Source organism: Pseudomonas sp. ASL4, from assembly GCF_056680395.1.
In genome coordinates this window covers 4,877,740-4,903,844 of the sequence record NZ_CM155280.1, presented here as the reverse complement: position 1 = coordinate 4,903,844, position 26,105 = coordinate 4,877,740, and the positions used below count along the sequence as shown (strand labels likewise).

General features: G+C 53.3%; 26 protein-coding genes. 20 read left to right on the top strand and 6 right to left on the bottom strand.

The genetic code is table 11. The features are described from left to right. Positions 1–12 precede the first annotated feature (12 nt). The 4 genes from AC1MEW_RS22150 to AC1MEW_RS22135 are packed head-to-tail and all read left to right on the top strand — an operon-like array spanning position 13 to position 3,204. Complete coding sequence (locus tag AC1MEW_RS22150; protein ID WP_480423689.1) at positions 13–267, top strand: acyl carrier protein; 255 nt, start codon at positions 13–15, stop codon at positions 265–267. Continuing rightward, positions 264–1,475, top strand: a complete 1,212-nt coding sequence (locus AC1MEW_RS22145) for a beta-ketoacyl-[acyl-carrier-protein] synthase family protein (protein ID WP_480423688.1) — start codon at positions 264–266, stop codon at positions 1,473–1,475. Before AC1MEW_RS22150 ends, AC1MEW_RS22145 begins: the two co-directional genes overlap by 4 nt. Further along, positions 1,472–2,509: a hypothetical protein gene (locus tag AC1MEW_RS22140; RefSeq protein WP_480423687.1), complete on the top strand. Its 1,038-nt coding sequence runs from the start codon at positions 1,472–1,474 to the stop codon at positions 2,507–2,509. Before AC1MEW_RS22145 ends, AC1MEW_RS22140 begins: the two co-directional genes overlap by 4 nt. Continuing rightward, complete coding sequence (locus tag AC1MEW_RS22135) at positions 2,506–3,204, top strand: lysophospholipid acyltransferase family protein (protein WP_480423686.1); 699 nt, start codon at positions 2,506–2,508, stop codon at positions 3,202–3,204. The genes AC1MEW_RS22140 and AC1MEW_RS22135 overlap by 4 nt, the downstream gene beginning before the upstream one ends. Before the next feature lie 144 nt (positions 3,205–3,348). Here the strand turns inward: AC1MEW_RS22135 and AC1MEW_RS22130 are convergent, their stop codons facing one another. The 3 genes from AC1MEW_RS22130 to AC1MEW_RS22120 all read right to left on the bottom strand — a co-directional run bounded on the left by AC1MEW_RS22130 (position 3,349) and on the right by AC1MEW_RS22120 (position 6,152). Then, complete coding sequence (locus AC1MEW_RS22130; protein ID WP_201256937.1) at positions 3,349–3,780, bottom strand: hypothetical protein; 432 nt, start codon at positions 3,778–3,780, stop codon at positions 3,349–3,351. Positions 3,781–3,932: 152 nt separating this feature from the next. Continuing rightward, positions 3,933–4,706 carry an L-iditol 2-dehydrogenase gene (locus AC1MEW_RS22125; RefSeq protein WP_480423685.1) on the bottom strand — a complete coding sequence of 258 codons (774 nt, stop codon included), beginning with the start codon at positions 4,704–4,706 and terminating at the stop codon, positions 3,933–3,935. 135 nt (positions 4,707–4,841) lie between these two features. After that, a complete protein-coding gene (locus AC1MEW_RS22120; protein ID WP_322268373.1) occupies positions 4,842–6,152 on the bottom strand; it encodes an ABC transporter substrate-binding protein in 1,311 nt (436 codons plus the stop codon). A gap of 238 nt (positions 6,153–6,390) precedes the next feature. On the opposite strand from AC1MEW_RS22120, the gene AC1MEW_RS22115 reads away from it, so the two are divergent. Together AC1MEW_RS22115 and AC1MEW_RS22110 are read left to right on the top strand one after the other, a co-directional pair. After that, positions 6,391–7,296, top strand: a complete 906-nt coding sequence (locus AC1MEW_RS22115) for a helix-turn-helix domain-containing protein (protein ID WP_201256940.1) — start codon at positions 6,391–6,393, stop codon at positions 7,294–7,296. A gap of 298 nt (positions 7,297–7,594) precedes the next feature. After that, the gene (locus AC1MEW_RS22110; RefSeq protein ID WP_480423684.1) at positions 7,595–8,422 is read left to right on the top strand and encodes an undecaprenyl-diphosphate phosphatase; all 828 of its coding nucleotides are present in this window, start codon (positions 7,595–7,597) and stop codon (positions 8,420–8,422) included. Positions 8,423–8,458: 36 nt separating this feature from the next. Here the strand turns inward: AC1MEW_RS22110 and rfaH are convergent, their stop codons facing one another. The 3 genes from rfaH to galU all read right to left on the bottom strand — a co-directional run bounded on the left by rfaH (position 8,459) and on the right by galU (position 10,412). After that, positions 8,459–8,989, bottom strand: coding sequence for a transcription/translation regulatory transformer protein RfaH (gene rfaH, locus AC1MEW_RS22105; protein ID WP_201256942.1), 531 nt, complete (start codon positions 8,987–8,989; stop codon positions 8,459–8,461). Between the two features lie 96 nt (positions 8,990–9,085). Continuing rightward, positions 9,086–9,511, bottom strand: coding sequence for a phosphohexomutase domain-containing protein (locus AC1MEW_RS22100; protein ID WP_201256943.1), 426 nt, complete (start codon positions 9,509–9,511; stop codon positions 9,086–9,088). Positions 9,512–9,578: 67 nt separating this feature from the next. Beyond that, complete coding sequence (gene galU / locus AC1MEW_RS22095) at positions 9,579–10,412, bottom strand: UTP--glucose-1-phosphate uridylyltransferase GalU (RefSeq protein WP_201256944.1); 834 nt, start codon at positions 10,410–10,412, stop codon at positions 9,579–9,581. A gap of 535 nt (positions 10,413–10,947) precedes the next feature. Here galU and AC1MEW_RS22090 point away from each other — a divergent pair. From AC1MEW_RS22090 to AC1MEW_RS22025, 14 genes are all read left to right on the top strand, one after another. Further along, the gene (locus AC1MEW_RS22090; protein WP_242486388.1) at positions 10,948–11,322 is read left to right on the top strand and encodes an arsenate reductase/protein-tyrosine-phosphatase family protein; all 375 of its coding nucleotides are present in this window, start codon (positions 10,948–10,950) and stop codon (positions 11,320–11,322) included. Between the two features lie 44 nt (positions 11,323–11,366). Further along, entirely contained in the window at positions 11,367–13,595 is a 2,229-nt protein-coding gene (locus tag AC1MEW_RS22085) for a polysaccharide biosynthesis tyrosine autokinase (protein ID WP_480423683.1), read from the top strand. 190 nt (positions 13,596–13,785) lie between these two features. After that, positions 13,786–15,075, top strand: a complete 1,290-nt coding sequence (locus AC1MEW_RS22080; protein WP_323570247.1) for a flippase — start codon at positions 13,786–13,788, stop codon at positions 15,073–15,075. A 59-nt stretch (positions 15,076–15,134) separates the two neighbouring features. Further along, entirely contained in the window at positions 15,135–16,115 is a 981-nt protein-coding gene (locus tag AC1MEW_RS22075) for a nitroreductase family protein (protein ID WP_201256947.1), read from the top strand. Positions 16,116–16,151: 36 nt separating this feature from the next. Continuing rightward, positions 16,152–17,285, top strand: coding sequence for a polysaccharide pyruvyl transferase family protein (locus AC1MEW_RS22070; RefSeq protein WP_201256948.1), 1,134 nt, complete (start codon positions 16,152–16,154; stop codon positions 17,283–17,285). Further along, complete coding sequence (locus AC1MEW_RS22065) at positions 17,285–18,568, top strand: O-antigen ligase family protein (protein WP_242486384.1); 1,284 nt, start codon at positions 17,285–17,287, stop codon at positions 18,566–18,568. Before AC1MEW_RS22070 ends, AC1MEW_RS22065 begins: the two co-directional genes overlap by 1 nt. A gap of 2 nt (positions 18,569–18,570) precedes the next feature. Then, complete coding sequence (locus AC1MEW_RS22060) at positions 18,571–19,665, top strand: glycosyltransferase family 4 protein (protein ID WP_480423682.1); 1,095 nt, start codon at positions 18,571–18,573, stop codon at positions 19,663–19,665. Beyond that, the gene (locus AC1MEW_RS22055) at positions 19,655–20,770 is read left to right on the top strand and encodes a DUF1972 domain-containing protein (RefSeq protein WP_201256951.1); all 1,116 of its coding nucleotides are present in this window, start codon (positions 19,655–19,657) and stop codon (positions 20,768–20,770) included. The genes AC1MEW_RS22060 and AC1MEW_RS22055 overlap by 11 nt, the downstream gene beginning before the upstream one ends. A gap of 10 nt (positions 20,771–20,780) precedes the next feature. Next, positions 20,781–21,875, top strand: coding sequence for a dTDP-glucose 4,6-dehydratase (rfbB, locus tag AC1MEW_RS22050; RefSeq protein WP_201256952.1), 1,095 nt, complete (start codon positions 20,781–20,783; stop codon positions 21,873–21,875). 13 nt (positions 21,876–21,888) lie between these two features. Next, positions 21,889–22,767 carry a glucose-1-phosphate thymidylyltransferase RfbA gene (rfbA, locus tag AC1MEW_RS22045; RefSeq protein WP_201256953.1) on the top strand — a complete coding sequence of 293 codons (879 nt, stop codon included), beginning with the start codon at positions 21,889–21,891 and terminating at the stop codon, positions 22,765–22,767. Continuing rightward, positions 22,764–23,303 (top strand): dTDP-4-dehydrorhamnose 3,5-epimerase, encoded by a 540-nt coding sequence (gene rfbC, locus AC1MEW_RS22040; RefSeq protein ID WP_201256954.1) that lies wholly within the window; start codon positions 22,764–22,766, stop codon positions 23,301–23,303. Before rfbA ends, rfbC begins: the two co-directional genes overlap by 4 nt. 2 nt (positions 23,304–23,305) lie before the next feature. Next, positions 23,306–24,181, top strand: a complete 876-nt coding sequence (rfbD, locus tag AC1MEW_RS22035; protein ID WP_201256955.1) for a dTDP-4-dehydrorhamnose reductase — start codon at positions 23,306–23,308, stop codon at positions 24,179–24,181. Positions 24,182–24,665: 484 nt separating this feature from the next. Further along, complete coding sequence (locus AC1MEW_RS22030; protein WP_201256956.1) at positions 24,666–24,896, top strand: hypothetical protein; 231 nt, start codon at positions 24,666–24,668, stop codon at positions 24,894–24,896. 89 nt (positions 24,897–24,985) lie between these two features. Then, entirely contained in the window at positions 24,986–26,098 is a 1,113-nt protein-coding gene (locus AC1MEW_RS22025; protein WP_322268381.1) for a polysaccharide biosynthesis/export family protein, read from the top strand. The last annotated feature ends 7 nt before the right edge of the window (positions 26,099–26,105 follow it).

Sequence of the window (26,105 nt, the reverse complement as noted above, 5' to 3'; positions counted from 1 at the left end):
CCAGGAGGTTTTATGACTCATGTTCACGAAGCAAAAATCAAGGAGATTGTTTCTCAAGTATTGGGCGTCAGCGTCGCAGAGATCCGAAATAACGAAGACTTCATAGAGGCTTACGGTGCTGACTCGATGTCAGGAATAGAAATCCTGGCCGGTATCGAGGGCGCTTTTCAAGTTCGAGTCGATGAGGCTTACATTCCACGGATAACCAGCGTCGATTCAATTCTCTCGTTTATCGACAAGACCCTGCTTGAGGCTGAGTGTGCATGATGAGCTCCGACAAGGGCAGAAGGGTCGTCGTCACTGGGTTGGGGCCGGTCAGCCCGATCGGGATTGGGAAAGCTGCGTTCTTCCATGCGTTGAAAACAGGGGTGAACGGCACGGGACCGCTTTCGAAAGTCAACACGGACCGGTTTGAAAGAAAGTATGGATGTGAGGTGAAATCCAACATCAGCACATTGATTCCGGATTTCGGTTCTTTCGCTCGGTCCGGAACTCCCAGCCATTTTGCCCTTGCCGCCACCGGGTTGGCGCTCGCGGATGCGGGAATTGAGCGGGCAGCGATTTCCGGCAAGCGGGTCAATTGTTACTTCGGCACGACCTATGGTGAGTCCAATCTGATTGACGACATGGTGACGGCAATGGCCGAGCCCCGGGCAGGCCTGCATGCGGCGGTGCAGCATACGTTTGCGTCTGAAATAAGCCGCGATGTCTTGAGATCGATAGGTTCGACCGGCGAGTCAGTCACGATTGGCAACGCGTGTTCGGCCAGTAACACAGCGTTGATATTCGGTTATGAGGCCATCAAGTCCGGGGACTGCGAACTTGCCATTTGCGGTGGAAGCGATGCGGTCTACAAGGCGACGTTTGCAACATTCCATCGATTGGGCAGCATGACAGACAAAAACTGCACGCCTTTCAATTCGGGCCGTAAAGGCGTTTTGACCGCAGAAGGTGGCAGTGCACTGGTCCTTGAAGATTACGATCGGGCAATGCGTCGTGGGGCGCCGATATATGCCGAAGTCCTTGGGTTTTCGATGAACTGTGATGCCGATCATATGGTGAGACTCAATCATCATAGCGTTGGCGATTGCATGAAGTCGGCGCTTGGAAATGCATCGGTCGCGCCTGGAGCTGTTGGCTATATTTGCGCTCACGGTACCGGCACGGTTGCCAATGACAGCAATGAGTACAAGGCAATTGAGGCAGTCTTCGGCCATTCGCCACCGCCGGTTAGTTCTATCAAGTCAATGATGGGGCACAGCATGGGCGCGGCGGCTGGTTTTGGAGCAATTGCCTGCATGCTCGCACTAGGCGAAGGATTGCCTCCTACGATCAATGTTTGCGAACAGGACCCTGAAATACCCATCGACATCGTCGCGGAAGGCTTCAGACCCGGAAAAGTCGACGTGGTGGTTAATAATGCTTTCGCTTTTGGCGGGAATAATTCAATTCTTGTATTCGGTAATCTCAAATGACGGGTGACGCTATCGTTGCATTGGTCCTGAGCGATTGGGTCATGTTGCAAATGCCTGGTGTATTCGAGCACGGGGGAGTGGAGTTACATCGGGGAAGCAGGCCTGCGTGGGACCTGGCTTCCAGCGAACTTGTGCCGAGCCGTGAGCTGAAAAATTTCGATCGGCAATCCCTGTTGCTATTGGCCGCGATGTCGCTGATTGAAGATGGTAACCACGGTGACTCCCTGGCGCGTTCGGCCATTATCGGTGCAACGTCCAATGGTTCCATCGACACGGTTATCCAGCTGATAAAAGAGTCGAACGAGAGTCGTTTTGCATTTCAGGTGAATCCGGCACAGATCCCCAATACCGTCATCAATTCCTCATTGGGTCAGTTGGCGATCAAATATGGCATTAAGGGACCGAATGTTTCTCTGTGCGCGAAAGAGTTGAGTTTCTATAACGCCTTGGTACAAGCGTCAAGAATTGCCATGCGAGGCGAGTCTGACTATATCTACACGACGGCGATGGAAACGTTTAGCGGTGAGTTCGGAACGCTTTACGCACAGAGCATTAATCTCCCTGCTGAAGAACGGCTGGATACGGCAGCGATTTTCAGCTTTCAGGTATGTATTGACTTGAAAGCGCCGGGACTGATCGTCAGGTCATGCATGACGGGGCGTCTCTTACCCTCAAACGCGGCCGGGCTGATCGATCTGGTACTCTCGTTTCTAGCAGAGCAGGGTGTTGATCTTGATGAACTCAGCCGGATAAATCTCGCAGCTCCGGATTCATGGCAGATGTCCTCGAACATCCTGAATCTGGCCTTTGGGGGGCGGTTCGAGATGCTGGATCGGTCAAAGGCTTTGAGTCTGTCTTTGGTGGGCGCCTATCAATTGGCCGAAATCGCGAACGGCCTCCGGCCCCAAAGTTTTGGGGTGATGGTGTGTGTTGATGACGAAGGTTTTTATGGTGTCGCACTGATTGAACGTGTCGATGTTCGAGAGGGTTTTTTCACCGGCTCAAGTGATTCAGGCAAGGCGGATAATCTATGATTTCGTTTGTAAGATGGTTGCTGGTGCTGCTGTTCATTGTCCTGAGTTTTCCTTTTTTATGCTTATACATGCTAATCAACCCTGTAAAGAATAGAAATTTGCATGTGGCCTGCCGGTCATACTCGGTGATCAATAAAATATTCTCGGTTCGTGTCGCCGTCAGTGGATTCGACACGATCTCCAACGCCCAGCCTTACATCTATGTGGCCAACCACCAATGTAACTATGATGTTCTGATTGTTGCTGAGGCGCTGAAACCAGGTACGGTTATTGTCGGTAAAAAATCACTCAAATGGTTGCCTCTGGTTGGGCAACTGTATTGGCTGACGGGCAGTCTGTTCATTGACAGAAATAGCCCCCGGGCTTCTATTCTGAGCTTGCGCAAAATTAGCAAGAGTGTGGTTGCAGACAATACTTCCATCTGGATCTTTCCTGAAGGCACCCGAAACAACGGTGGGGAAATGCTGCCTTTCAAGGCAGGGGCCTTTCGGATTGCCAAGGACATGGGCGTGGGGATCATTCCCGTTACGATCAGTCCTGCTGTTGGGAGCATCGCTTACAACTCATTGCGCTCTACTGAAGTCAGTATCGTCGCCCATCAACCCATTGAGGCGGATGAGGTCGCAAGCATGAGTGCCAAGGAACTGGCTCGTTACACACGGGAGATCATCAACAATATGATCCCGGTCATTTAGTTGGGCGGCCCCCGCAAACCTATCCCTAAACCCTCTATTTTCGGGCTGTAAGAGCCTTGATGAGCTGCATCCCAAAGGTTGGATGCAACCGAAAAGCGCCCACTCAATCGAGTGGCGCTTTTATTTGCGCGTTTGGCGGGATTATCAGCCAGCGACTTGTGGCTGCATCTGCAGGTTGCCATCCACATCCTTGACCAACCCGCTGGCCAGAAACAGTGGGGCCAGCCGCTTGTGCAACTCGGGCTCGACAAACTCTTTGACGGTCGCCAGCGCCAGGTGGCCGTGAAGCTCCAGCTCCGCTTTGGTATACGACAGCCAGGCCTTCTTCAGCACCATTAGCACATCGCTACCGGCGGTGGATGCGAAGCGGCGGTTGAGCACTTGCCCGGCGAGGTTGAAAGTATGCGCGTTCTCGTAGCCGGTCTCGTCGCCAACGCTGTCGACACAACGGATGCAGGTACATTTACCCTCGCCGAAGGCCGCGCGCAGGTAGGTGTTGAAGTCCACGACAGGTTTGAGCCCCAGGCGTTTATCGACTTCGAACAAGTCCCCGGTCAGTTTTTCTTCAGTGCTCAACGTCAAATCCTCACAGTCATACGGCGTATTTTTACAGCGCTGCACAATACCAGCCGGATCGGCTTTGCGGGTATTTTCCGGGCGGCCAAAGGATCGCGAGCCAAAAAAGCCACTCAAGTGAGTGGCGTTTTTGTTTGGGCTACAGGGGTTGATCAGCTCAACCAATTCCCCCCATCAACGTTGTACGTCTGCGCGACGATGTACTCACTCTCGGACGACGCCAGGAATATCGCCATGCCCACCAGATCGTCTGCGGTGGCCATGCGCCCAAAAGGCACTTCCTCGCCAACCAGTTTTTTCTTCTCCCCGAGCGGTCGGCTTTCATATTTGGCGAACAACGCATCGACGCCATCCCAATGCTCGCCGTCGACCACACCCGGTGCAATGGCGTTGACGTTGATCCCATGCTTGATCAGATTCAAACCGGCCGATTGCGTCAGGCTGATCACCGCCGCTTTGGTCGCGCAATACACCGCCACCAGCGACTCACCCCGGCGACCGGCCTGGCTGGCCATGTTGATGATCTTGCCACCGTGCCCTTGGGCAATCATTTGCCGGGCGGCGGCCTGCAACGTGAACAGGGTGCCGGCGACGTTGATCGAGAACAGGCGCTCGTAGCTGTCGCGGGTGATGTCAGTGATTGGCGCCAGATCAAACAGCGCGGCGTTGTTTATCAGAATATCGAGCTTGCCGACTTTTGCGACGACGGCTGCAATGGCGGCGTCGATGGATGCCTGATTAGTGACGTCCATCTCCACCGCATAGGCCTGGGAACCCAATTCGGCTGCGGTCGCTTGCGCCCGCTCCAGGTTGATATCGGCAATCGCGACGTTAGCACCCTCGCGAATGTAAGCCTGTGCGAAGGCTCTGCCGATGCCCCTGGCGGACCCGGTAATCAGCGTGCTTTTTCCTTCCAGACGTTTCATTTCTTTCTCCGCTTATTGAAGCCATAGAGACGATCCAATGTGGGAGCGGGCTTGCTCGCGAAAGGGCCCCGTCAGTCAGCATTAATGTTGAATGACACACGGCATTCGCGAGCAAGCCCGCTCCCACATTGATTGCTACTTGGGGTACCCGGCGCGTTTCATCTCGCGTTCGGTGCTCTGTTGGGCATTGGCCAATGCTTGTTCAACCGACATCTGCCCGGTGAGGGCCGCAGACATCTGCTTGCCGACCGATGTGCCGATGGCCTGGAACTCGGGAATGGTCACGTACTGGATGCCGACGTAGGGCACAGGCTGGGCGGACGGATGCGCTGGGTCGGCGTTCTGCATCATTTGCAGCGTGACCTTGGCGAAGGGCGCGGCCTGCAAGTAAGCGTCGCTGTAGGTCGACTTCCGGGTGCCCGGCGGTACGTTGGTGATGCCATCCTTCTCGGCGACCAGCTGGATGTATTCCTTGGAGGTGGCCCAAGTCACGAAGGCTTTTGCAGCTAATTTGTGTTGGGAGCTGGTCGGGATGGCCAACGACCAGGCATACAGCCACGATGAACCCTTGTCCGTGACCTCGGTGGGCGCCGCAACGAAGCCGGCCTTGTCGGCGACATTGCTCTGGGTTTTGTCTGTGATGAAGGAACCCGCCACACTGGCATCGACCCACATCGCGCACTTGCCGCTGTTGAACAGGGCCAGGGTCTCGTTGAAACCATTGCTCGAGGCACCCGGCGGGCCGTAACGCTTCAGCGTATCGACGTAGAAGTTGGCAGCGGCGGTCCATTCAGGTCCGGTGAGTTGCGGTTGCCACTTTTCGTCGAACCAGCGCGCACCAAAGGCATTGGCCATGGTCGAGAGCAACGCCATGTTTTCACCCCAGCCGGCCTTGCCGCGCAGGCACATGCCGTATTGCTCTTTGTCCGGATGGTTCAGCTTGCCGGCAAACTCGCCGAGCTGGGTCCAGGTCGGGTGCTCGGGCATGCTCAGCCCGGCGTCCTTGAACAGGTCGGTGCGGTAATAAGTGACCGTGCTTTCGCCATAGAACGGCAGGGCGTAGAGCGTGTCGTTGAGCGAAAGCCCCTGGCGCACCGAAGGAAAGATGTCCTCGACGTCATAGCTGGCGGGCAGGTCCTTCATCGGTTCCAGCCAGCGCTTTGCCGCCCACAGCGGCGTTTCGTAAGTGCCAATGGTCAGCACGTCAAATTGACCGCCCTGAGTGGCGATGTCGGTGGTCAGGCGTTGGCGCAAGACATTCTCCTCCAGCACCACCCAATTGAGCTTGATGTCGGGGTGCGAAGCCTCGAAGGTTTTCGAGAGCTTTTGCATGCGGATCATGTCGCTGTTGTTCACTGTGGCGATGGTGACGGTTTCGCCGGCCTGGCAGAGCAGGGCGAAGGAAATACCGGCGGACAGGAATAGGACGTTGGGCAATAGCTTCATCGTGTTCTCCGCTCTGCGGCGTGGGCAGCAGAATCTTTTATTGTTGTAATCCGGGATGGCGAACCGATTACAACAGCTACCCACGTGCCCAACAAATGAACGGCATACGCACTACTGATACTTTTTTAACCGAGCACTTGCGCGGCAAAAAAGTATCAGTCACCACCGCTTATAGGGCTAGGCAACCCATACGCTTTGGTGTGAACCTTGGGCCAACGCTTGCCGGAGACTGTCCACAGTGACGAGCCAATACACAAAAACGGACAAACCGCCCGCGCTCGAAGTCATTCTCAACGAGCCACAGCACAGCTTTCGCTGGTATCAGCATGACTATCCCTTCGATCTGGCGCGCTGGAATCATCATCCCGAGTTCGAGATCCATCTGATTCGCGAAGGCAGCGGTCGGCTGTTGGCGGGTGATTACATCGGCCTGTTCGAGGCCGGCCATGTGGCGCTGATCGGGCCGGGCCTGCCGCACGACTGGATCAGCGATCTGGGTAAAGGCGAGCTGATTGCTGGGCGTGACGTGGTGTTGCAGTTCGACGGCCAGGCGCTGATGCAACTGCGCAACCTGGTGCCTGAGCTCAATGAGTTGCAGAGCCTGTTCCGGCAAGCGGCCCGGGGAATCGAGTTTGGTGGCGTTACCCGAAAGAAAGCCGCCGAGCTTCTGGAACAGATCGGGTTGAGCCAGGGGTTTGAGCGGTTGTGCCTGTTTTTGTCGTTGCTGCAACTGCTGGCCTCAGCGCCTGAAGCCGAAAGAAAGACCCTCGCCAGCCTGCAATACGCGCCGATGCTCGACGCCTTGACGGCCCAGCGCATGAGCATCGTTTTTGACTACATCCTCAACGACCTCGCCGACGAACTGCGGCTGTCCGTCATCGCCCAGCGTCTGGACATGAGCGAACCGGCGTTTTCCAAGTTCTTCAAGCGTGCCACCGGCCACACCTTCGTCGACCTGACCCGCAAGCTGCGGGTGCAGCGAGCCTGCCGGTTGTTGGCGCAAAGCGGCTTGAGTGTCGCCAACATCTGCTTTGAGGTGGGTTACGCCAATCTGTCGAATTTCAATCGGCACTTTCGGCATGAAATGCAGGAGACGCCGAGCGAATATCGGCAGCGGTTGCAAAAGGCCGTGGCGGCCGGTTAAAGAATCCCGGCAATCACGTACTGGATCAGCGCGTAAAGCTCGCCTGAATCTGGTGCATTGCTCACAGCTGCTCGCGGGCGTGTTGTTTGATCCAGGTTATATCAAGGCCGCGCAAATAGAGTGCAGTTGTGGGCATTTTATAACAACTAGATAAATTCGATAGATAACGCGTTTTAATTCTCCGCGGTCATAAATTCAATCGCGAAAAAAGAGAATAGGGCGCCCGCGTGCCCTCATCAGTTTAAATACTCAAAATAATTATCAGACCTTTCAGTCGAGAGCGTCTAACGGAGGATTAATGGATTTTTGGACGACCCTGCAAGTATTGATTTTAGGGATGGTTGAAGGCCTCACGGAATTTTTACCCGTCTCCAGTACAGGTCATCAGATTATTGCCGCGGATTTGCTCGACTTCGGCGGAGAGCGAGCCATGGCCTTTAATATCATCATTCAGTTGGGGGCTATCCTGGCTGTCGTCTGGGAGTTTCGCCGCAAAATTCTCGAGATCATCACGGGCTTGCCAACCGAGCGTAATGCTCAACGTTTCAGCCTGAATGTGTTGATCGGATTCTTGCCGGCCGTTGTACTGGGGGTGATGTTTGCCGACAGCATCCATGCACATCTTTTTAATCCGATCACGGTGGCCATAGCGCTGGTGGTGGGCGGGATTGTCATGTTGTGGGCTGAACAACGTGAACATGTGGTGCGCATCGTTCACATTGACGATATGCGCTGGACCGATGCCTTGAAGGTCGGTTTTGCACAGTGTCTGGCGATGATCCCCGGCACTTCGCGCTCCGGGTCGACGATTATCGGCGGGCTGCTGTTTGGTCTGTCACGCAAGGTGGCTACCGAGTATTCGTTTTTTCTGGCGATGCCGACGATGGTCGGGGCCGCGGTTTACTCCGGCTTCAAATATCGCCATTTGTTCCAGGCCAGCGACCTGCCGGTGTTTATCTTGGGGTTTGTGGTGGCATTCTTCTTCGCGATGATTGCCGTACGTGGTTTGCTCAAATTCATCGCTAACCATAGCTATGCCGTGTTTGCCTGGTATCGGATCGGGTTTGGCTTGCTGATTTTGGTAACCTGGTGGTTGGGCTGGATTCAATGGTCTGATCAACCCTAGGCAAGCCGATCCCCTGCGGCTGGAAGAGCAGGGGGGTTATCTGCCGTTGCAGGACGCCAGCCGAAGCTTGCTGATGCCTGCCAGCGGCAGGCTGATTCGCTGTTCACGGTGCAGAAAGTTCATCAGCAGCAACACGCGTTCCTCACCCTCCATGGCCAGGAACACTGCTTCGAGTTCGGCAAACGGGCCTTCATTGATGCGCACGTTTTCCCCAGGTTTCAATAGTGTTGTCACGATGGCCTGGTTGTCCCGCTCCTGGAGATCGTCGATCAGCGTATCGCTGATTGGCATTGGATGACCGCCGAATGCGACGACTCGTGACACGCCACGGGTCGAACGCAGAGGGCTCCAGCTGTCTTGCTGGCTCAGTTGAATAAACAGGTAGCCAGGAAACAGCGACTCGCTGATCAGCTGTCGCCGCCCCTTTAAAATGCGCTCACGTTTGTAGGTCGAGCGAAAACAGGCATAGCCTTGGCGCTGCAGATGTTCTTCGGCGCGTTCGTCTTGCCGGGATTTGCACTGGACCAGATACCAGGCTTTGGCGGCGTGTTGTGCATTGGCGTTCATGCGATGTCCTTCGTGTCTATGTGTCGATGTTCAGTCGACCGGAGTAGCAGGCGGGCGACAGGGAACCCCATCGTCAGCCTGCGCCGCCTCGTGGTTTCAGTCTGTTGCTGCGTCGATCTGCTCCAGCAGCTCGACAGTTTTACGCTGCATCAACGTGATGTCGCCGCGACTTTCCACATTCAGGCACGTCGTGCCGCCATTACCCGAAAGGCACAAGCTGAAGCGCCAGTCTGCAAAAACCAGGCTCAGCCCGTCGTCCTCGTTGATTTCCAGCGCTTGGGTGATGTAGCAGTTCTTGATACTTGCCAGCAGCGTGGCGCCATCCTTGACCTCACGGCGAATCTCCCCGGAAGAAGGAAAGACGCCGATGCGCTCTACCAGCAACGCCGGCGTTTTCGGCGCGCGGGGGAAGATCAGCTCCGAGGCGTAGGCACGGACGATAAGGTACGCAAGGTTGTTTTTAAGGTCAGCGCCATACGGCTGGCGACTGTCACCGGCCTTGAAACCGCTCAATGTCTTCATAGAGGTTTCATTCCTCGGGAAGAGAGGTCGCGTTGATGGCACTCAATCTGACGCGGGGCCAGATCCATCACAGGTTGTTTTGATGCAGGTTTTCGAAGCAGAAATTGGTCGCTTCGATATACCCTTCGGCACCTCCGCAATCGAAGCGTCGGCCCTTGAATTTGTAAGCCAGCACACAACCGTCCTTGGCCTGTTTCATCAGCGCATCGGTAATCTGGATTTCACCGCCCTTGCCAGGTTCGGTGTCGGCGATCAGGTCAAAGATGTCGGGAGTCAGAATGTATCGGCCGATGATTGCCAGATTGGAAGGTGCGTCCTCCGGACGAGGTTTCTCAACCATGCTGCTGACCCGATAAATGCCCTCACTCAGCAACTGGCCGGCAATCACACCGTACTTTTGAGTCTGCTCGAGGGGGACTTCCTGGATCGCCACGATTGAACAGCGGTACTGCTCGTAGAGCTTGAGCATTTGCGCCAGTACGCCATCACCACCCAGGTTCAGGCACAGGTCGTCCGCCAGGACCACCGCGAAGGGTTCATCACCGATCAGCGGGCGACCGCTGAGAATGGCGTGCCCCAGGCCCTTCATCTCTACCTGACGGGTATAGGAAAAACTGCAGGTGTCGATCAGCTCCCGAGTACCGGCCAGAAACATCTCCTTATCGGTGCCGCGAATTTGATGTTCCAACTCGAAGCTGACATCGAAATGGTCTTCCAGCGCTCGCTTGCCGCGACCGGTGACGATGGCCATATGTTGCAGGCCGGCATCGCGCGCTTCCTCGACGGCGTACTGGATCAGCGGCTTGTTGACGATCGGCAGCATTTCCTTGGGCATGGCCTTGGTCGCGGGTAAAAAACGGGTTCCATAGCCGGCAGCGGGGAACAGACATTTACGAATCATGAAAGCGTCCTTGAAAGTAGACTTATGTATTGGCTAGTGGCAGTAAGAAAATTCGATCCAGGCTGGCGGAACCGGCAACGCTGGGTGATTGGGAGCACTAAGCACGACCAATCACTTGACAAAAAATGCTCGCAACGCGAACTGCTAGAACGGCTATACATTATCCATTCGCTAAGTACCGGGTAATTTAGATGGATCGCCCGCGGGAAAACCGCAACTGTTAGAAACTGTCTGAATAAATATCGGTGATTGCTAACTTCTGCTTGTCTTCAGGCTGAGGTGTTATTTTTTGTCCGGAGAAAAACATGGGTGCAACTCAAGTGTCGTGGTAATAAATATGTCCTTGGTGTTGTAAAGCTGATGCTGCAATTCCTGGGCTTATAGAGGCTCAGGTTTATCCGTGGTTAAAAACTCTTATGTTCGGCAAGTGCATGTCACCGCCAATGTTGACAAGACGGGGAAATTTATCTTGCTTAAAAGGGTTTTGATTGTCTGTGTTGGCAATATATGCCGAAGCCCTACCGCGGAAAATCTACTGCGCGGGGCACTCGCTCATTCCGATATCCACGTCAGTTCAGCCGGTCTTGCCGCTTTGGTCGGTAAACCGATCGAGCCAACGGCGCGTGCGGTACTTGAAGCGCATGGTCATTCGCCCGATGAACACCAGGCCATTCAGCTTGAGCCTCAAGCGATCAGCGAGGCCGACCTGATTCTGGTCATGGAACGACAGCATGTCAGCGGCGTGCTCAACCTCGCCCCTGAAGCACGGGGCAAGGTGCTGATGCTTGGGAAATGGCAAGGCGAGCGCGAGATCGGCGACCCCTACCGGCAAGGCAAACCCGCTTTTTTTCACGCTTATGCGTTGATCGAAGAAGCCGTAAACGCATGGGCACAGCGCCTAGCACGCTGACGCCACTACTTTTTGAATCGTAATAAAGGCAAAGAATCCGACTTATGCAACAAGCGCCAGTAGTCACCGTACGGGAAGACGACAACGACGAGATCGATATCCTCGGTCTGTTTGGAACACTGATCGACCATAAATGGTTGATAGCCGCGATCACTGGCGCCTTTATGGTGGCAGGGGCCGCTTATGCGGTGCTGGCAACGCCGGTTTTTCAGGCGAATGCACTGTTGCAGGTCGAAGCAAAAAAGAATGACCTACTGGGTTTTTCGGATATTGGCAGCATGCTCGGCAAGGAGTCGCCGTCGGCCACCGAGATTGAGTTGATCCAGTCGCGCTCGGTGATTGGCAAAACGGTCGATAACCTCAAGCTCGATATTGTCATACAGCCCATTTACTTCCCCGTTATAGGCGAGTTTCTGGCACGTCGATTCAAAAATAACAACCCGGGTGAAATAGCCGATGCCTGGCTGGGACTTAACAGTTTTGCCTGGGGAGGGGAGTCGCTGAAGATATTCAAGCTGGACCTTCCCGAGTCGCAACTGGGCAAAAAGTTGACGCTGACGGCGGGTGAAAATGGTTATTTCACCTTGGTCGATGAAGATGACAAGTTACTGGCCGCGAGCCAGGCTGGTCAACTGTTCGAGAAAAACGGCGTCACGTTTCAGATCGAGGAAATGCGTGCCAATCCCGGGACTCGCTTCAGAATCGTCCGTAATTCTCGCCTGACCAGTATCCTTGACTATCAAGAGGCACTGGATGTCCTGGAGCGCGGAAAAGAGTCGGGCATGATTGGCTTGGCACTGGAAAGCACCGACCCGGACCAGGCTATAAAAATCCTCAATGAGATCGCCGACATCTATGTGCGGCAAAACGTCGAGCGTACTTCAGCAGAGGCAGCACAGAGCCTGGCTTTTCTGAAAGAGCAACTTCCAGTGGTCAAAAAGGACCTGGAAAGGGCTGGAAACGCCTTGAATGAATACCAGACTCGCAGCAAGTCGGTGGATATCACCCTCGAAACCAAAGCCATTCTTGATCAAATTGTCGGCCTGGATACCAGCATCTCCGAGTTGAAATTGCAGCAAGCCGAGATGGACCGCAAGTTCACCCGGCAACATCCGGCTTATCGCGCGTTGTTGACTCAGATCGGCGAGTTGAGCAGTAAGCAGAAAAGCCTGGCCAGCAAGGTCGAAAGCCTTCCGTCCACCCAGCAGGAACTGCTGAGCCTTACCCGGGATGTTGAGGTCGGCACCGCCATTTATACCCAACTGTTAAACAAGGCCCAAGAACTGGACGTGATGCGGGCAGGGACCGTGGGTAACGTGCGTCTGATCGACACGGCGGACGTCAATTTCCTGAAACCGGTCAAACCTAAAAAGGCCTTGATTGTATTGGTCGCCACGATTCTCGGCGGCTTCCTGGCGGTAGCTCTGGTCCTTGTGCGCAAGGCATTGAACCGTGGTCTTGAAAGCCCGGAAGCCATCGAGCAACTTGGCTTGCCGGTATACGCGTCGATTCCCTACAGCATCTTGCAGAAGGCCGAAGAAGAAAAAATCGGCCGCGCAAAGGGACGTGCCGCTACAGGTTATCCGTTGCTGGCCATCAACCACCCCACTGATTTGGCGGTCGAAGCACTGCGCAGCCTGCGTACCAGTCTGCACTTCGCCATGCACGAGACCGACAATAATCGGCTGATGATTTCCGGTCCAAGTCCGCAGGTGGGCAAAACGTTCGTCTCGGCAAATCTCGCTGTGGTAATAGCGCAAACCGGCCTGCGGGTATTACTGGTCGATGTTGATATGCGCAAAGGCTATCTGCACAAAGTCATGGGCATTTCTTCGGATAACGGGCTCTCCGATATTCTGGCGCGTCGCTGCGATTTGGCCACCGCAATCCATAAGACCGACATCGAGAATTTTGACTTTGTCAGTCGAGGGCAGATCCCGCCCAACCCTTCAGAGTTGTTGATGCATGCCAACTTCAGCGCGCTGTTGGCGCAGGTGAGTGAGCTTTATGACCTGGTGATTCTCGACACGCCACCTCTACTGGCGGTAACGGATGCGGCAATCGTGGGACGCCAGTCAGGGACCAACTTGATCGTTACGCGCTTCGGTCTGAACCCCGCGAAGGAGATCGAATTGACGGTCCGTCGGTTCTCCCAGAATGGCGTTGCCATCAAAGGGGCGATTTTCAACGGTGTGGAGAAAAAGGCCTCCAATAAGTATGGCTACAACGATTATGGCTACTATCACTATGAATATGCTTCCGACAATGCTTGATGCTTATTGATTAACTCAGCACGACAGTTGCTCAAGATGCTGAAGTTATAAACGCTGTCAGTGGTTATTGCCGAACGGGTTCAACAGCCTTTTAGGCACGAATAAGCCGACATTTCATAGATGCACCACGTCCTGAGGAATATGACGAAAAATCCTGGGGCGGTAGCGTGATCACAAATGACATAGGTTAATGAATAAGACAACAGCGTTCAAAGCTATATCGCTTCTCTGGATGGGCTCGCTGGCAGGCGCCGGATTTGCTTTTTTAACTCAGGTGTTACTGGCCAGGAAACTGGGCAGCAATGATTTTGGTGCTTTTTCGTCAGCACTCACGACCATTACCTTGCTCGCGCCACTGGCGGGCTTCGGAATATCGCAATATTGGCTCAAGGCTTTTGGCCAAGAGGGCTGGGCAGCCAAACGCTGGTTAAAGCCTTCTTTCGAATTCATTGCTCTGAGTACCTTGTTTCTCATCTGCGCCATCGTCGCCTGGGCTCTGCTTACAAACCATGACCGGTTAACGCAGCACCTGCTTCTGATACTTTCCCTGTACATATTGGGGCAGCTATCAGTGGAGTTGGTAAGCAGTAAATTACAACTTGAAGAGCGCTATCTGCGTCTGGCTCTTTGGCAGTTTTTGCCGCACTTTCTTCGTTGCTCGATGGTTTTCATCGCTGCGGTCGTAAGCGCTACGCCAATCGCCGCGGAGCTTTATGCGGTATTTTTCTCCGTTATTGCCCTGGTGTTTTTTTTGTTGGCAATCCCCCAGTTGCTGCAGATGATCAATGGGCGTTTGACCTTGAAGGGGCACGAGCTGACCGCTGAATTCAAGGATTTTGCTGCAAGGCCGGGGATGTTAAGTGTTGCCAGTGCCAGTTGGCCATTTGGGATCGCGGCGTTCTCCCATCTGATTTATTTCCAAAGCAACATTATTTTGCTAAAACACCTTTCAAGTAACAGCGCCGCAGGCATATACAGCGTTGCCTTTACCATCATGACAGCGGTGTACTTGCTGCCCAGTGTGATTTATCAACGCTTTCTACTGCCGAAAATGCACCGTTGGGCCAACCACGATCCAGACATGTTTTATCAGATATACCGTAAGGGTAACTGGATGATGTTGCTGCTCGGAACGCTGGCCATGTTGGTTATTTTGTTATTTGCAGACTGGGCAGTCCCTCTGCTGTTTGGTGAGGCGTATCGCGGCGCCGCAGCGGTGTTGAAAATTCTTTCCATTTGCGCGCCGGTTATATTCCTGGCCTTCAGTGCGGGGGCTACATTGGTAACCCAGGAACACATGAAAGTGAAAGTCAAATACATGGCGCTGGTTGCGGTCATCAATGTGCTGCTCAACCTTACATTAATTCCCCTGTTTGACCTGCGTGGCGCTGCGATCGCGACGGTTGTCAGTAATGTACTGTTGTTGTCCTTATATTTTTATGGCGCACAACGACTGGTTTTCAAAAGCAGACTTCGATAGCAGGTGCAGTCCCATATTTAAACTAACCATGACTATCGACTATCTGGAGATCAATTTACATGATGGATAACGTAAAAATTTATGCCCGGACAGTATTGGCAGGGTTCGGCTTTTTGTATGACCTGAGCCGATATGTAAGGTACTCGGGATGGCGATCTTCACTCAGTTCGGTGGAGGCCAGAAACTATTACATGGTCAAGGTGTATCACACACTTGAAAAGAGTCTGAGCTTTACCAATCGCAAACCAGGTTCCGGTTGGGCGGGTGCCAATACGCTTATTCATGCATTGGAACGTTCATTCATGCTCAATGGTGCGGGCTACCACGATCTGGTAGCAATCACCGTATTAAAGAAGTTTGCTGAAGCCGAAAAGGCCCACCAGCCGGAAAAAACCGCTGAACTTATAAAGCGTCTGGTAAAAGTTGAGAGTCTTAGCAACAACGCCGTTCCTTTTTTCTACAACAGTGGTGCAATCAACCATTCCAAGTCGGAATTCAATCAGGGACGACTGCTGGTTCCGGAGAGTTTCTTCATGTCTCGCTATTCGCTTCGTGAATTCTCTGATGCAGAGATCAGTGCGCAAGAGTTGAGAAGGGCGATGGAAATGGCCATGAAATCACCTTCTGCCTGTAACCGGCAATCGTGGCATGTTTATCATGTGGAAGGTGAATTGGCACAACAGGCTCTGGCGTTCCAGGATGGTAACCGCGGCTTCGGGCATAAAATAAAAGACTTGCTGATTATCACCACCGACTTGCGTGCCTTTGTTTCTCCGCGAGAGCGCTACCAGCACTGGATCGACGGCGGGATGTTCTCGATGTCGCTGATTCTGGCGTTGCACTCAATAGGCATAGCCTCGTGCTGTTTGAATTGGAGTCAGTCGGGCAGCGCGGATATTAAGTTTCGCAAGGTGATCAAGATAAGCCCGCAACATACAGTGATGATGATGTTGGCGATAGGTTATCCGAATGCGCAGAATACCGTATGTGCTTCTCCGCGGCGCCCTGTTGATGAAGTTTATACAAAACTCTCAAGTTAATACGTACTCATTCCGGGTTACAAAGGATTCAGCACCTTGAAAATTGCATTGATTACGATTCATCACGCCAACAGTTATGGCGGAACTTTACAAGCGCTCGCGAGTCAGGCAGTTCTGTCAAAATACGGTGATGTAAAAATTATTGATTACAAAAGCAAGGAGTTGGAACAGACCTTGAATTTGATTCGGATTGACCGTAATCCTCGCAGCATTTTTAGAGCGGGCAAGGATTTCTTTCGACTCCTGCCCAGAAAGAGACTGATCGCCAAGTTTAAAGAGTTTATGCGGGTCAACTATAAGCTGACCCCGGCATGTCCCGACTTACAAAGCCTTCAATCGATATCCAGTGATTTCGATTGCGTGGTGTGTGGTAGCGATCAGATATGGAACCCGAATATTACGGGGCAACTGGACCTGAACTACATGCTGGCGTTCTCCCGAGCGAAAAGGAAGATTTCGTTTTCCTCAAGTGCAGGCTCCTATAGCTATTCCGACGAGGAGACGGCCAAGGTCAGGAAGGCGCTGTCTACTTTTGACAGTATTTCCGTGCGCGAAGAAGACACGGCGCGCAAGTTGCGCAGCATGCTAGGCAACCAAAAGGTCGCTCACACCCTCGACCCTACTTTGATGCTCGACAAGCGCCAGTGGATGCAGGGTTTGCTGCTTACCGAAAAAGCGCCGGTACCTGCTGATCAATACATTCTCGTGTACACGCTGAAGAAAGACGCCTTGGTCAGGGAAACAATCAATCGGATAAAGACCCTGTTGGGGCTGCGAGTAGTGGCCATCGATCAGGACCCTTTCCTGGGATACAAGAGCGACAGGCATATCATGGATGCCAGCCCTGTTGATTATGTTTCGTTATTCGCCAACGCCTCTTTCGTCATCACCAATTCGTTCCACGGCACTGCATTTGCGTTGAACTTCGCCATTCCCTTTGTCACGGTGCTGCCCGAGAGCGGGTTGAATAGAATCAAGGGCCTTCTGGATAAAGTTGATTTGGCCGATCGCTTGGTCAGTCACCTGAGTGAAGTCGGCTCGGTAGTGGGGAAGCCCATAGACTTTACCTCCAGCCATAAAAAGCTGGATGCGTTGAGGTTGGTAACTTGGGATTACCTCGATGGCGCATTTTCAATCAATACAGTTAAAAAGCCCGTTAAGACTTCATGATGAATCAGCGTTCCGCCAGCTTGAAATTCCCGAGTGTCAGCCCACGTTACGTGCTGGCTGTCATCATCGGCATAACAGTGGTTTTTAACAATATTGAATGGTCGTTGGGCGGCAATAACCTGACGTTGGAACGATTGCTGGCTGCGCCAATATTTTTGATGGTCGTATTGCTGTTGGTTAGCTCGAACATCCCCCTGCGCCTGCCAAAAACAGGGGTTGTCCTGAGCATCTGGATTGTACTGGCTTTTTACGCGTCTGCTTCGGGCCCGGTTGCGGCCTGGTCGCTGAAAATGTATGCAGGTTTACTGTTCGCGGCCTCGTTTTATTATGTGGTTATCTGGTTAAAGGCTAATCCCTTTACGATTTTTAAATCCAGGACCTATCTGCTTCTGGCATGGTTTTGTGGCCCGTTTTTGTCGTTGATTTATATTCTTTCAATCTTGAAATTTCAACTTCCGGATTTGGCCGTTCACTGGTTGCAGGAAGGCAGTGGGGGGACTCGCATCCGCGGCGGGATTTATGAGGCCAATCTGTTCGGGGTATTTATATCGCTGATTACGCTGACGGTGCTGGCGCTGGCTTACCACCGAAAATTGTGGTGGTGGGTCCTCGTTATCGGTTTGCACACCTCGCTACTGTTTTCGTTCTCAAGAGCACCGTGGGTTTCCTACATTATTTCCGTCTGGCTTTACCACGGGCTGAGTTACCCAAGGAAATACAAAAACAGGGACTTGGTGAAGTATTTGCTGGGCGCTGTCCTGTTAGTCGTCGTCATGATGTCCTTGTCTTACTTGATCGTTTCTTCTTTTGGTGATTATGAGCTGATCGGCAGAACCCACTCGGTCAAGACGCGGTTCATCATGTGGGCGTTGGCGGCGAATTCCATTCTGGAAAACCCCATGTTCGGAAATGGTATCTACAGCTTTAGCGAAATATATTCTTTTGCACCGGAGTTGGTCGGCTCGGAGAATCATCGCAGTGCATGGATATCCAACCTGCCCTTGGCAATACTTAATGACACTGGCGCTGTTGGCTTCATCGTCTTTTTCACGTTTATCATTTTGGTGATCAAGCGCAGTTGGACCGCGGTCAGAAGAATAGCGGTTGATCCGGATGTCGATCGCTATCACGTCAGAGTGGGGGCGGCCCTGGTTGCATTTTTTCTGGCCATGGGTTTCTCAAGTCAAACCATTCCCGCGCATTCGATCGCTATTTTTTGGGTGTGTATGGCCCTTACCGAGCGATTCTCAACACTTAGTCGCTCCCTCATCAAAAGAGCATAAGCATGCCTGTAAAGAAGATGGTTTTCATTCATCTGTTCAACGACAGAAGTGGAAGCCCCAAGGTTTTGTCGCAAGTGATCAAGGCCGCGGCTGATAACAATATAGCCACCGAAGTGATTACCAGTGCTCATGGCGACGGTTTCTTGTCAGGGGTGGCGGATATCCAGAGCAAGCTTTTTTATAAACGATCGGAGAACAAGCTGCTGACCCTGGGTTATTACGTGATTTCTCAGGCGTTATTATTTATTCAGTGCTTGAAGTACAAGAAGCAGGATGTGGTGTTTTATGTTAATACCATGATGCCTTTTGGCGCGGCTCTGGCGGGGAAGTTACGAGGCATACCGGTTTACTATCATGTGCATGAGACATCGATAAAACCCAATATCTTGAAGAAGTTTCTCAGATTCATCATTGAAAAAACCAGCACAAAGGTTGTCTTTGTTTCGCATTACTTGATGCAGGCGGAACGCTTTGCCAGGCTCCCCCAGATAGTTATTCATAATGCTTTGGATGCGCTGGATGCAACGCCCTTTCCGATCAAGGAAGAGGCGGGCTTTACTTGTTTAATGATCTGCTCCTTGAAGGCTTACAAGGGAGTCCATGAGTTTCTGGCGCTTGCCCGCCGCAGCCAGAATGACAAAAACCTGAACTTCACCCTGGTGCTCAATGCCAGCCGAACTGAAATCGATAGTTACTTTTCGGGTGTCGATGTTCCGGGCAATCTGGCGATTTACCCGCGTCAGATCGATATGTCGGACTTTTATTCAAGATCCGATTTGCTGCTGAACCTCTCCCGGCCGGATGGCTGGATAGAAACATTTGGTTTGACCATTCTTGAGGGGATGTCACATGGCTTGCCCGTTATCGTTCCCCCGGTGGGTGGGCCTGCCGAGTTGGTCCGCAGCGATGTCGAAGGTTATCTGATTTCTTCATATGACATAGAAGAACTCTACCGCACGATTTGCAGAATCTCGTCGGACCCGAAGAAATATAAGTTGTTATCTGATAATGCCTTGTCCCGCACTCGGGATTTTAGCCTGCAAGCTTTTGAAGATAAATTCTTGAAATTATTTAACGAGATGCAGCATGACGTCTAAAAAACTTTATATTCTGGGCATAAGAGGCGTACCCGCCCAGCATGGTGGTTTCGAAACCTTTGCAGAAAAGTTATCTCTTTATCTGACAGCGCAAGGCTGGCAAGTCTTTGTCTACTGTCAGGAAGAGGGGAGCGGGGGAATCACCCACAGTACCTGGAATGATATCAACAGGATTCATATTCCGGTTACCCAGGGGGGCGCGTCAGGCACGGTTGTTTTTGACTGGAAGGCTACGCGGCATGCGACATCGCAACAGGGGTTGTTTCTGACCCTTGGTTACAACACGGCTGTCTTCAGCTTGCTGCAAAGGCTTAAAGGGCAAACCAACATTATTAATATGGATGGTATCGAGTGGCGGCGCGACAAGTGGGGAGTCATCGCCAAGACCTGGTTCTGGCTCAATGAGCGAGCGGGCTGCTGGATGGGCAATCATCTGGTCGCGGATCATCCCAAGATAAAAGAGCACTTGGCGACGCGGGTTTCTGAATCCAGGATCACCATGATTCCCTATGGTGGCGATGAGGTCAGCGGTGCAGACGCGACGTTACTGGCACGTTACGCCATAGAGCCCGGCAAGTTTTCGGTCATCATTGCGCGGCCGGAGCCTGAGAATTCGTTTCTGGAGATGGTTCGCGCGTTCAGCTCCAGGCCTCGCAATCACAAGCTCGTTGTACTGGGCAACTTTCAACCGAACAATACTCCATACCATAAACAGGTCATGGCAGCGGGCAGCGCAGAAGTCATCTTTCCGGGTGCTATCTATGAGACCGCGGTGGTCCAGGCACTGCGTTACTACTCTCGGTTTTACCTGCACGGACATCGTGTCGGCGGGACCAATCCATCGTTAGTGGAAGCGCTCGGTGCGGGTTGTGCGGTCATCGCCCATGACAACCCATTCAATCGCTGGGTGACGGAAAGCGCTGCTGCTTACTTTAAGGATGAAGCGGCTTGTGCCGCGTTATTTGACCAACTGCTTACCGACGATTCAGCGCTGGAGCAAATGAAAGCCGCCAGTGCTGCACGCTTTCGTCAGCGCTTTACGTGGAATCAAATCTTGCTCCAGTACGAAAAACTATTGACTGACTGGTATCCGAACAATCGATAGAGAGGCCGTTATGACTATCCGTATCCTGCTGACTGGCGGAGCCGGTTTTATTGGTTCTGCGGTCGTTCGTCATCTGATCCAAAATACTCGATATGAAGTTGCCAACCTCGACAAGTTGACCTACGCCGGTAATCTGGAGTCCTTGGCCAGCATCGCCGAGTCGCCGCGATATCATTTCTTTAGCGTCGATATTTGCGACGCTCAGTCGCTGGATCGTGTATTCACGGAGTTTCAGCCGGATGCGGTAATGCACTTGGCCGCAGAGTCGCACGTTGATCGTTCCATCGATAGTCCCGCGGACTTTATCCAGACCAACATCGTCGGGACCTATGTTTTGCTTGAAGCGGTCCGGCGTTACTGGAGCGGATTGCTGCCGGAGATCAAGCAGTCGTTTCGCTTCCACCATGTCTCGACGGACGAAGTCTATGGCGACCTGGAAGGCACTGACAGTCTGTTCACTGAAACCACGCCCTATGCGCCCAGTTCCCCCTATTCGGCGTCCAAGGCCAGTTCAGACCATCTGGTTCGGGCCTGGCAACGTACTTACGGCCTGCCAGTGCTGGTGACCCATTGCTCGAATAACTATGGTCCTTATCACTTCCCCGAGAAGTTGATTCCCCACGTGATTTTGAATGCCATTCAGGGCCGGCCTTTGCCGGTCTATGGCGATGGTTTGCAGGTTCGTGACTGGTTGTTTGTGGAAGATCATGCGCGCGCGCTGTGCGAGGTTCTATGTCGGGGCAAGATCGGCGAAACCTACAATATTGGTGGCCACAACGAGAAAACCAATATTGAGGTGGTGGAAACCCTTTGCGATCTGCTCGAAGAATTGGCTCCCGACAAACCTGCTGGCGTCGAGCGTTATCGTGACCTGATTACCTTTGTTGAAGATCGGCCAGGTCATGATCTTCGTTATGCCATTGATACCAGCAAAATTGCCCGCGATATCGGTTGGCAGCCAGAGGAAACCTTTGGAAGCGGCATTCGAAAAACCGTTCAGTGGTATTTGCACAATAAAGAATGGTGGCAACGCGTACTCAACGGCCAGTATCGGCCAGAGCGCTTGGGCCAGAAACACTGTCTCCCCAGTTCTCGACATTCATAGAAGGGAATCCTAGATGAAAGGTATTATTCTCGCGGGCGGCTCCGGCACTCGCTTGCACCCCATTACACGCGGCGTGTCCAAGCAACTGCTACCGATATACGACAAGCCGATGATCTACTACCCATTGTCGGTTTTGATGCTCGCGGGTATTCGCGAGGTCTTGATTATCTCCACCCCGCAAGACTTGCCCAATTTCCGCAATTTGTTGGGTGATGGTTCTTCTTTTGGTATCGAGCTCAGCTATGCCGAGCAGTCCTCCCCAGATGGTTTGGCACAAGCCTTTATTATTGGCGAGAGTTTTATCGGCGACAGTAATGTCGCACTGATTCTGGGCGATAACATCTTCTACGGTTATGGCTTCAGCGCCTTACTGCACGAAGCCTCGCAACGAAAGACTGGCGCTACCGTTTTTGGTTATCACGTCAGCGATCCGCAGCGTTTTGGCGTTGTCGAGTTCGACAGTGACGGCAAGGCGGTTTCAATCCAAGAGAAGCCTGAGCGTCCGAAGTCCAATTACGCGGTCACCGGCTTGTACTTCTATGACAACGATGTGGTGAGCATTGCCAGGCAAGTCAAACCGTCGATTCGCGGCGAACTTGAAATCACTGATGTGAACAATGCGTATCTGCAGCGCGGGGATCTGCACGTCAGCGTGCTGGGGCGCGGTTTCGCCTGGCTGGACACCGGGACCCATGATTCGTTGATGGAGGCCGGGCATTTCGTCCAGACCATCGAAGCGCGCCAGGGAATGAAAGTGGCCTGCCTTGAGGAGGTTGCTTACCGCCAGGGTTGGTTGTCGGCTGAACAACTGGATAGACAAGCCACCGCTTTACACAAAACCGGTTACGGCCAGTATCTGGCACAGGTGCTATCGACGGAGCCTGCGAAATGAATGTGATCAAAACCAGGTTGCCAGGCGTACTGATAATCGAGCCTAAGGTGTACGGCGATGACCGCGGGTTCTTTCTTGAGAGCTATCACCACCAGCGTTATCGCGACGCCGGTATCGAGTTGCCGTTCGTGCAGGACAATCACTCGCGCTCCCAACGTGGCGTATTGCGCGGTCTGCATTTCCAGCGCACCCGGCCTCAGGGCAAGTTGGTCCGGGTCACTCGCGGCGCGGTTTACGACGTCGTCGTAGACATCGATCCGGCGTCTGCAACGTGCGGTGAACACGTAGGGATCGAATTGACCGCCGAGGACCATCTCCAGCTGTGGGTGCCGCCGGGTTACGCCCACGGTTTCTGCGTGCTGACTGATACCGCCGATTTTCAATACAAGTGCACCGATCTGTATTACCCGGAGGACGAGGGTGGCTTGCTCTGGAATGATCCGGATCTGGACATAGCCTGGCCTCTGAGTTCACCACAACTCTCGGAAAAAGACCGGCAGCATCCGCGCCTGCGCGCGCTGTTGAAAGGGGAATGACCATGCGGGTTCTAGTGACCGGAGCACAAGGGCAGGTCGGGCGCGAGTTGCTGCAGAGAGTGCCGTCCGGGTTCAGCGTGATTGGCTATGGTTCGGGCGAACTGGATATCAGCGACCCGGCTCAGGTCCAGGATGTTTTGGTCCGGACCAAGCCGCAGTTAGTGATCAATGCGGCGGCCTATACCGCAGTGGACAAGGCTGAAAACGAGATCGAGCGAGCTTATGCGGTGAACCGCGACGGTGTTACGCACCTGGCGCTTGCAGCCGAGGAGCGGGGTATCGCGCTGCTGCATATTTCCACCGATTACGTGTTCAGTGGCGACAGCGATTGCGCCTACAAACCCGACGATGTCACTGCGCCTACAGGCGTGTATGGGTTGAGCAAGCTGGCTGGTGAGCAGCAACTGCAGCAACACTGTTCACGCCATTTGATTCTGCGAACCAGTTGGGTGTTCGGCGTCCAAGGCAACAACTTCGTCAAAACCATGCTTCGCCTTGGTCGCGACCGCGATGAACTCGCCGTGGTAGCGGATCAGCGTGGCTGTCCGACTTCCGCTGGCAGTATTGCCGATACCCTGTGGGCGCTGGCGGCGATTTTTCAACGTGATGGTGCGCTCAAGTGGGGCTTGTATCACTACAGCGGCGAACCCGCCTGTACTTGGTACGACTTTGCAGATGAGATTTTCAGCCAGGCCCAGGCGCTGGGTTTGCTTGAAAAGAGCCCAAGTTTGAAGGCGATTACCACCGCAGGTTTTCCGACTCCGGCCAAGCGACCCGCCTGGTCGGTGCTCGATTGCCAAGCCCTGGAACTCGACTATGGTTTGGCACCGCGAAGCTGGAAGCGCGAGTTGCATCAGGTATTACAACAACTGAGCTGAACCGCCTCCGAATTTTAATATATCGCTCACCGTCACAGCTCTGAATGTTCAGGCTATTGTTACTAATGGTCTATGTTTATTCGGCGGATGTTGTTGTCAGTCGCTGTTTTTTTCTGAAACTTACGGCTGTGCAAACACTTCAAGGGCCATTGGCCAGAAAGAATCCTGACGAATAATAACAATCAGTGCCGGGTTCGAATGACGCCCACTTGAAACTTTGCACGGAAAACGCCTTGTCAGGGGGTGGATGTCGTAAAACGTCGCCAATATCCTCCAATAAGCCCGTTCGTGCAGCTATTTTGCTCCAAGGGCATGAGGCGGGCGGTCTATGGCTTGCGACACCTATAAATGACATGCTCCAAAGGAGGAAAGTGCAGGGGCTGGCGCATTCGACCCTTGGGTTTGAGTCCATATACCTGCTGTTCCATTACTAGTCCCTTAGTATCAAATCTTATATAGAGATGATGTCGAGAAGGAGTCTGATATGAAAAAACTGTTTGCTGTCGGCTTGCTGGCGTTGATAAGTACCGCGGCGCTGGCCGAAGAGCCTCTGAGCTTGAACACCCCGTTGGTCGGGTCTGTCACTGTCGGGCATGGTGTCCTGGCAGGCGTGGCCATTATTGGTGGCGCGGTGGCCGCATCCAACTCCGGTGGTAGTTCCAATGGCGGGACCACTGGGTCCACGGGCACTACCGGAACTACAGGTACTAACTGATTCTCCCTGCGAAGTGTGTTGTTCAAGATCACTCAGAGTTCTCTGGGTGATCTTTTTTTAGCCTTGCCCTCGACTAGCGTAGTGCCATTATGATCCGTAGGTTTTCTGTTGTGATGCTGGCAAGTATTACCTTGCACGGTTGCATGTTTTCCCCTGGCCAACATATGGATACCAGCCAACTGGTTCGTGACGGTTCTCCCGAGAGTAGTCGGGTAGAGCTTATTCCCATCACGCCTAAATTGATTGCCATGGATGCCGCCTCGCAAGTTCGCGAGTCGGTGCCTTCTGAGTTGTTGTCCTATACGCCGGGTGGTTATCGCGTAGGCGCCAATGACTTATTGTTTATCACGGTTTGGGATCATCCCGAATTGACGGCACCTTCGGGGCCGCAACAACAAATTGATGCCAACGGTCGTCTGGTTCGTCCGGACGGTACGCTGTTTTACCCCTATATCGGTAATGTCCAGGCCGCCGGTAAAACCATCGAAGAGTTACGGGCCTTTATCGCCGAACGCTTGTCGCAGTTTATCGAAAGCCCTCAGGTTGACGTCAGCGTATTGCGTTTCGCCAGCCAGACCGTGGTGATTTCCGGTGCGGTGGCGAGAGCGGGTCAACAGTCGATCACCACCAATCCGCTTAGCCTGGTGGAAGCCATCGGCGCGGCCGGTGTGGATCCGCTGAATGCGGACCTGGCAGGGTTGACGCTGACGCGCGACGGGCGCGAGTACCGGCTTGATCTGGACACCCTCAATCGACGGGACTCGCAGTTGCACAAGGTCTACCTCAAAGGGGGCGACCAGTTGTACCTGCCCTATAACGATCTGAAGCGGATTTATGTCATGGGCGAGGTCAACCAGCCACGTGCCCTGAGTTTCAAGAGCAAATCGATGAACCTTTCCGATGCCCTGGGCACGGTGGGTGGCTTGAATCAGACCACCTCAAATGGCAACGCGGTGTACGTGATTCGGGGCGCGGATAATCTGGAAACCGAGCCGGCCAAGGTGTTCCAGCTCAATGCTGAATCACCTTCTGCGATGGTATTGGCTACTCGTTTCGACCTGCAGCCGCAAGACATCGTCTATGTCGGCCCGGCCGGCGTAACGCGCTGGAATCGCTTGATCAGCCAGCTTCTGCCTACGGCCAGTGTCCTCGGGACCGGTGCCAGCTCTGTCAACAATCTCAGTGAAGCCAACAGCAGATAAGGCTCAA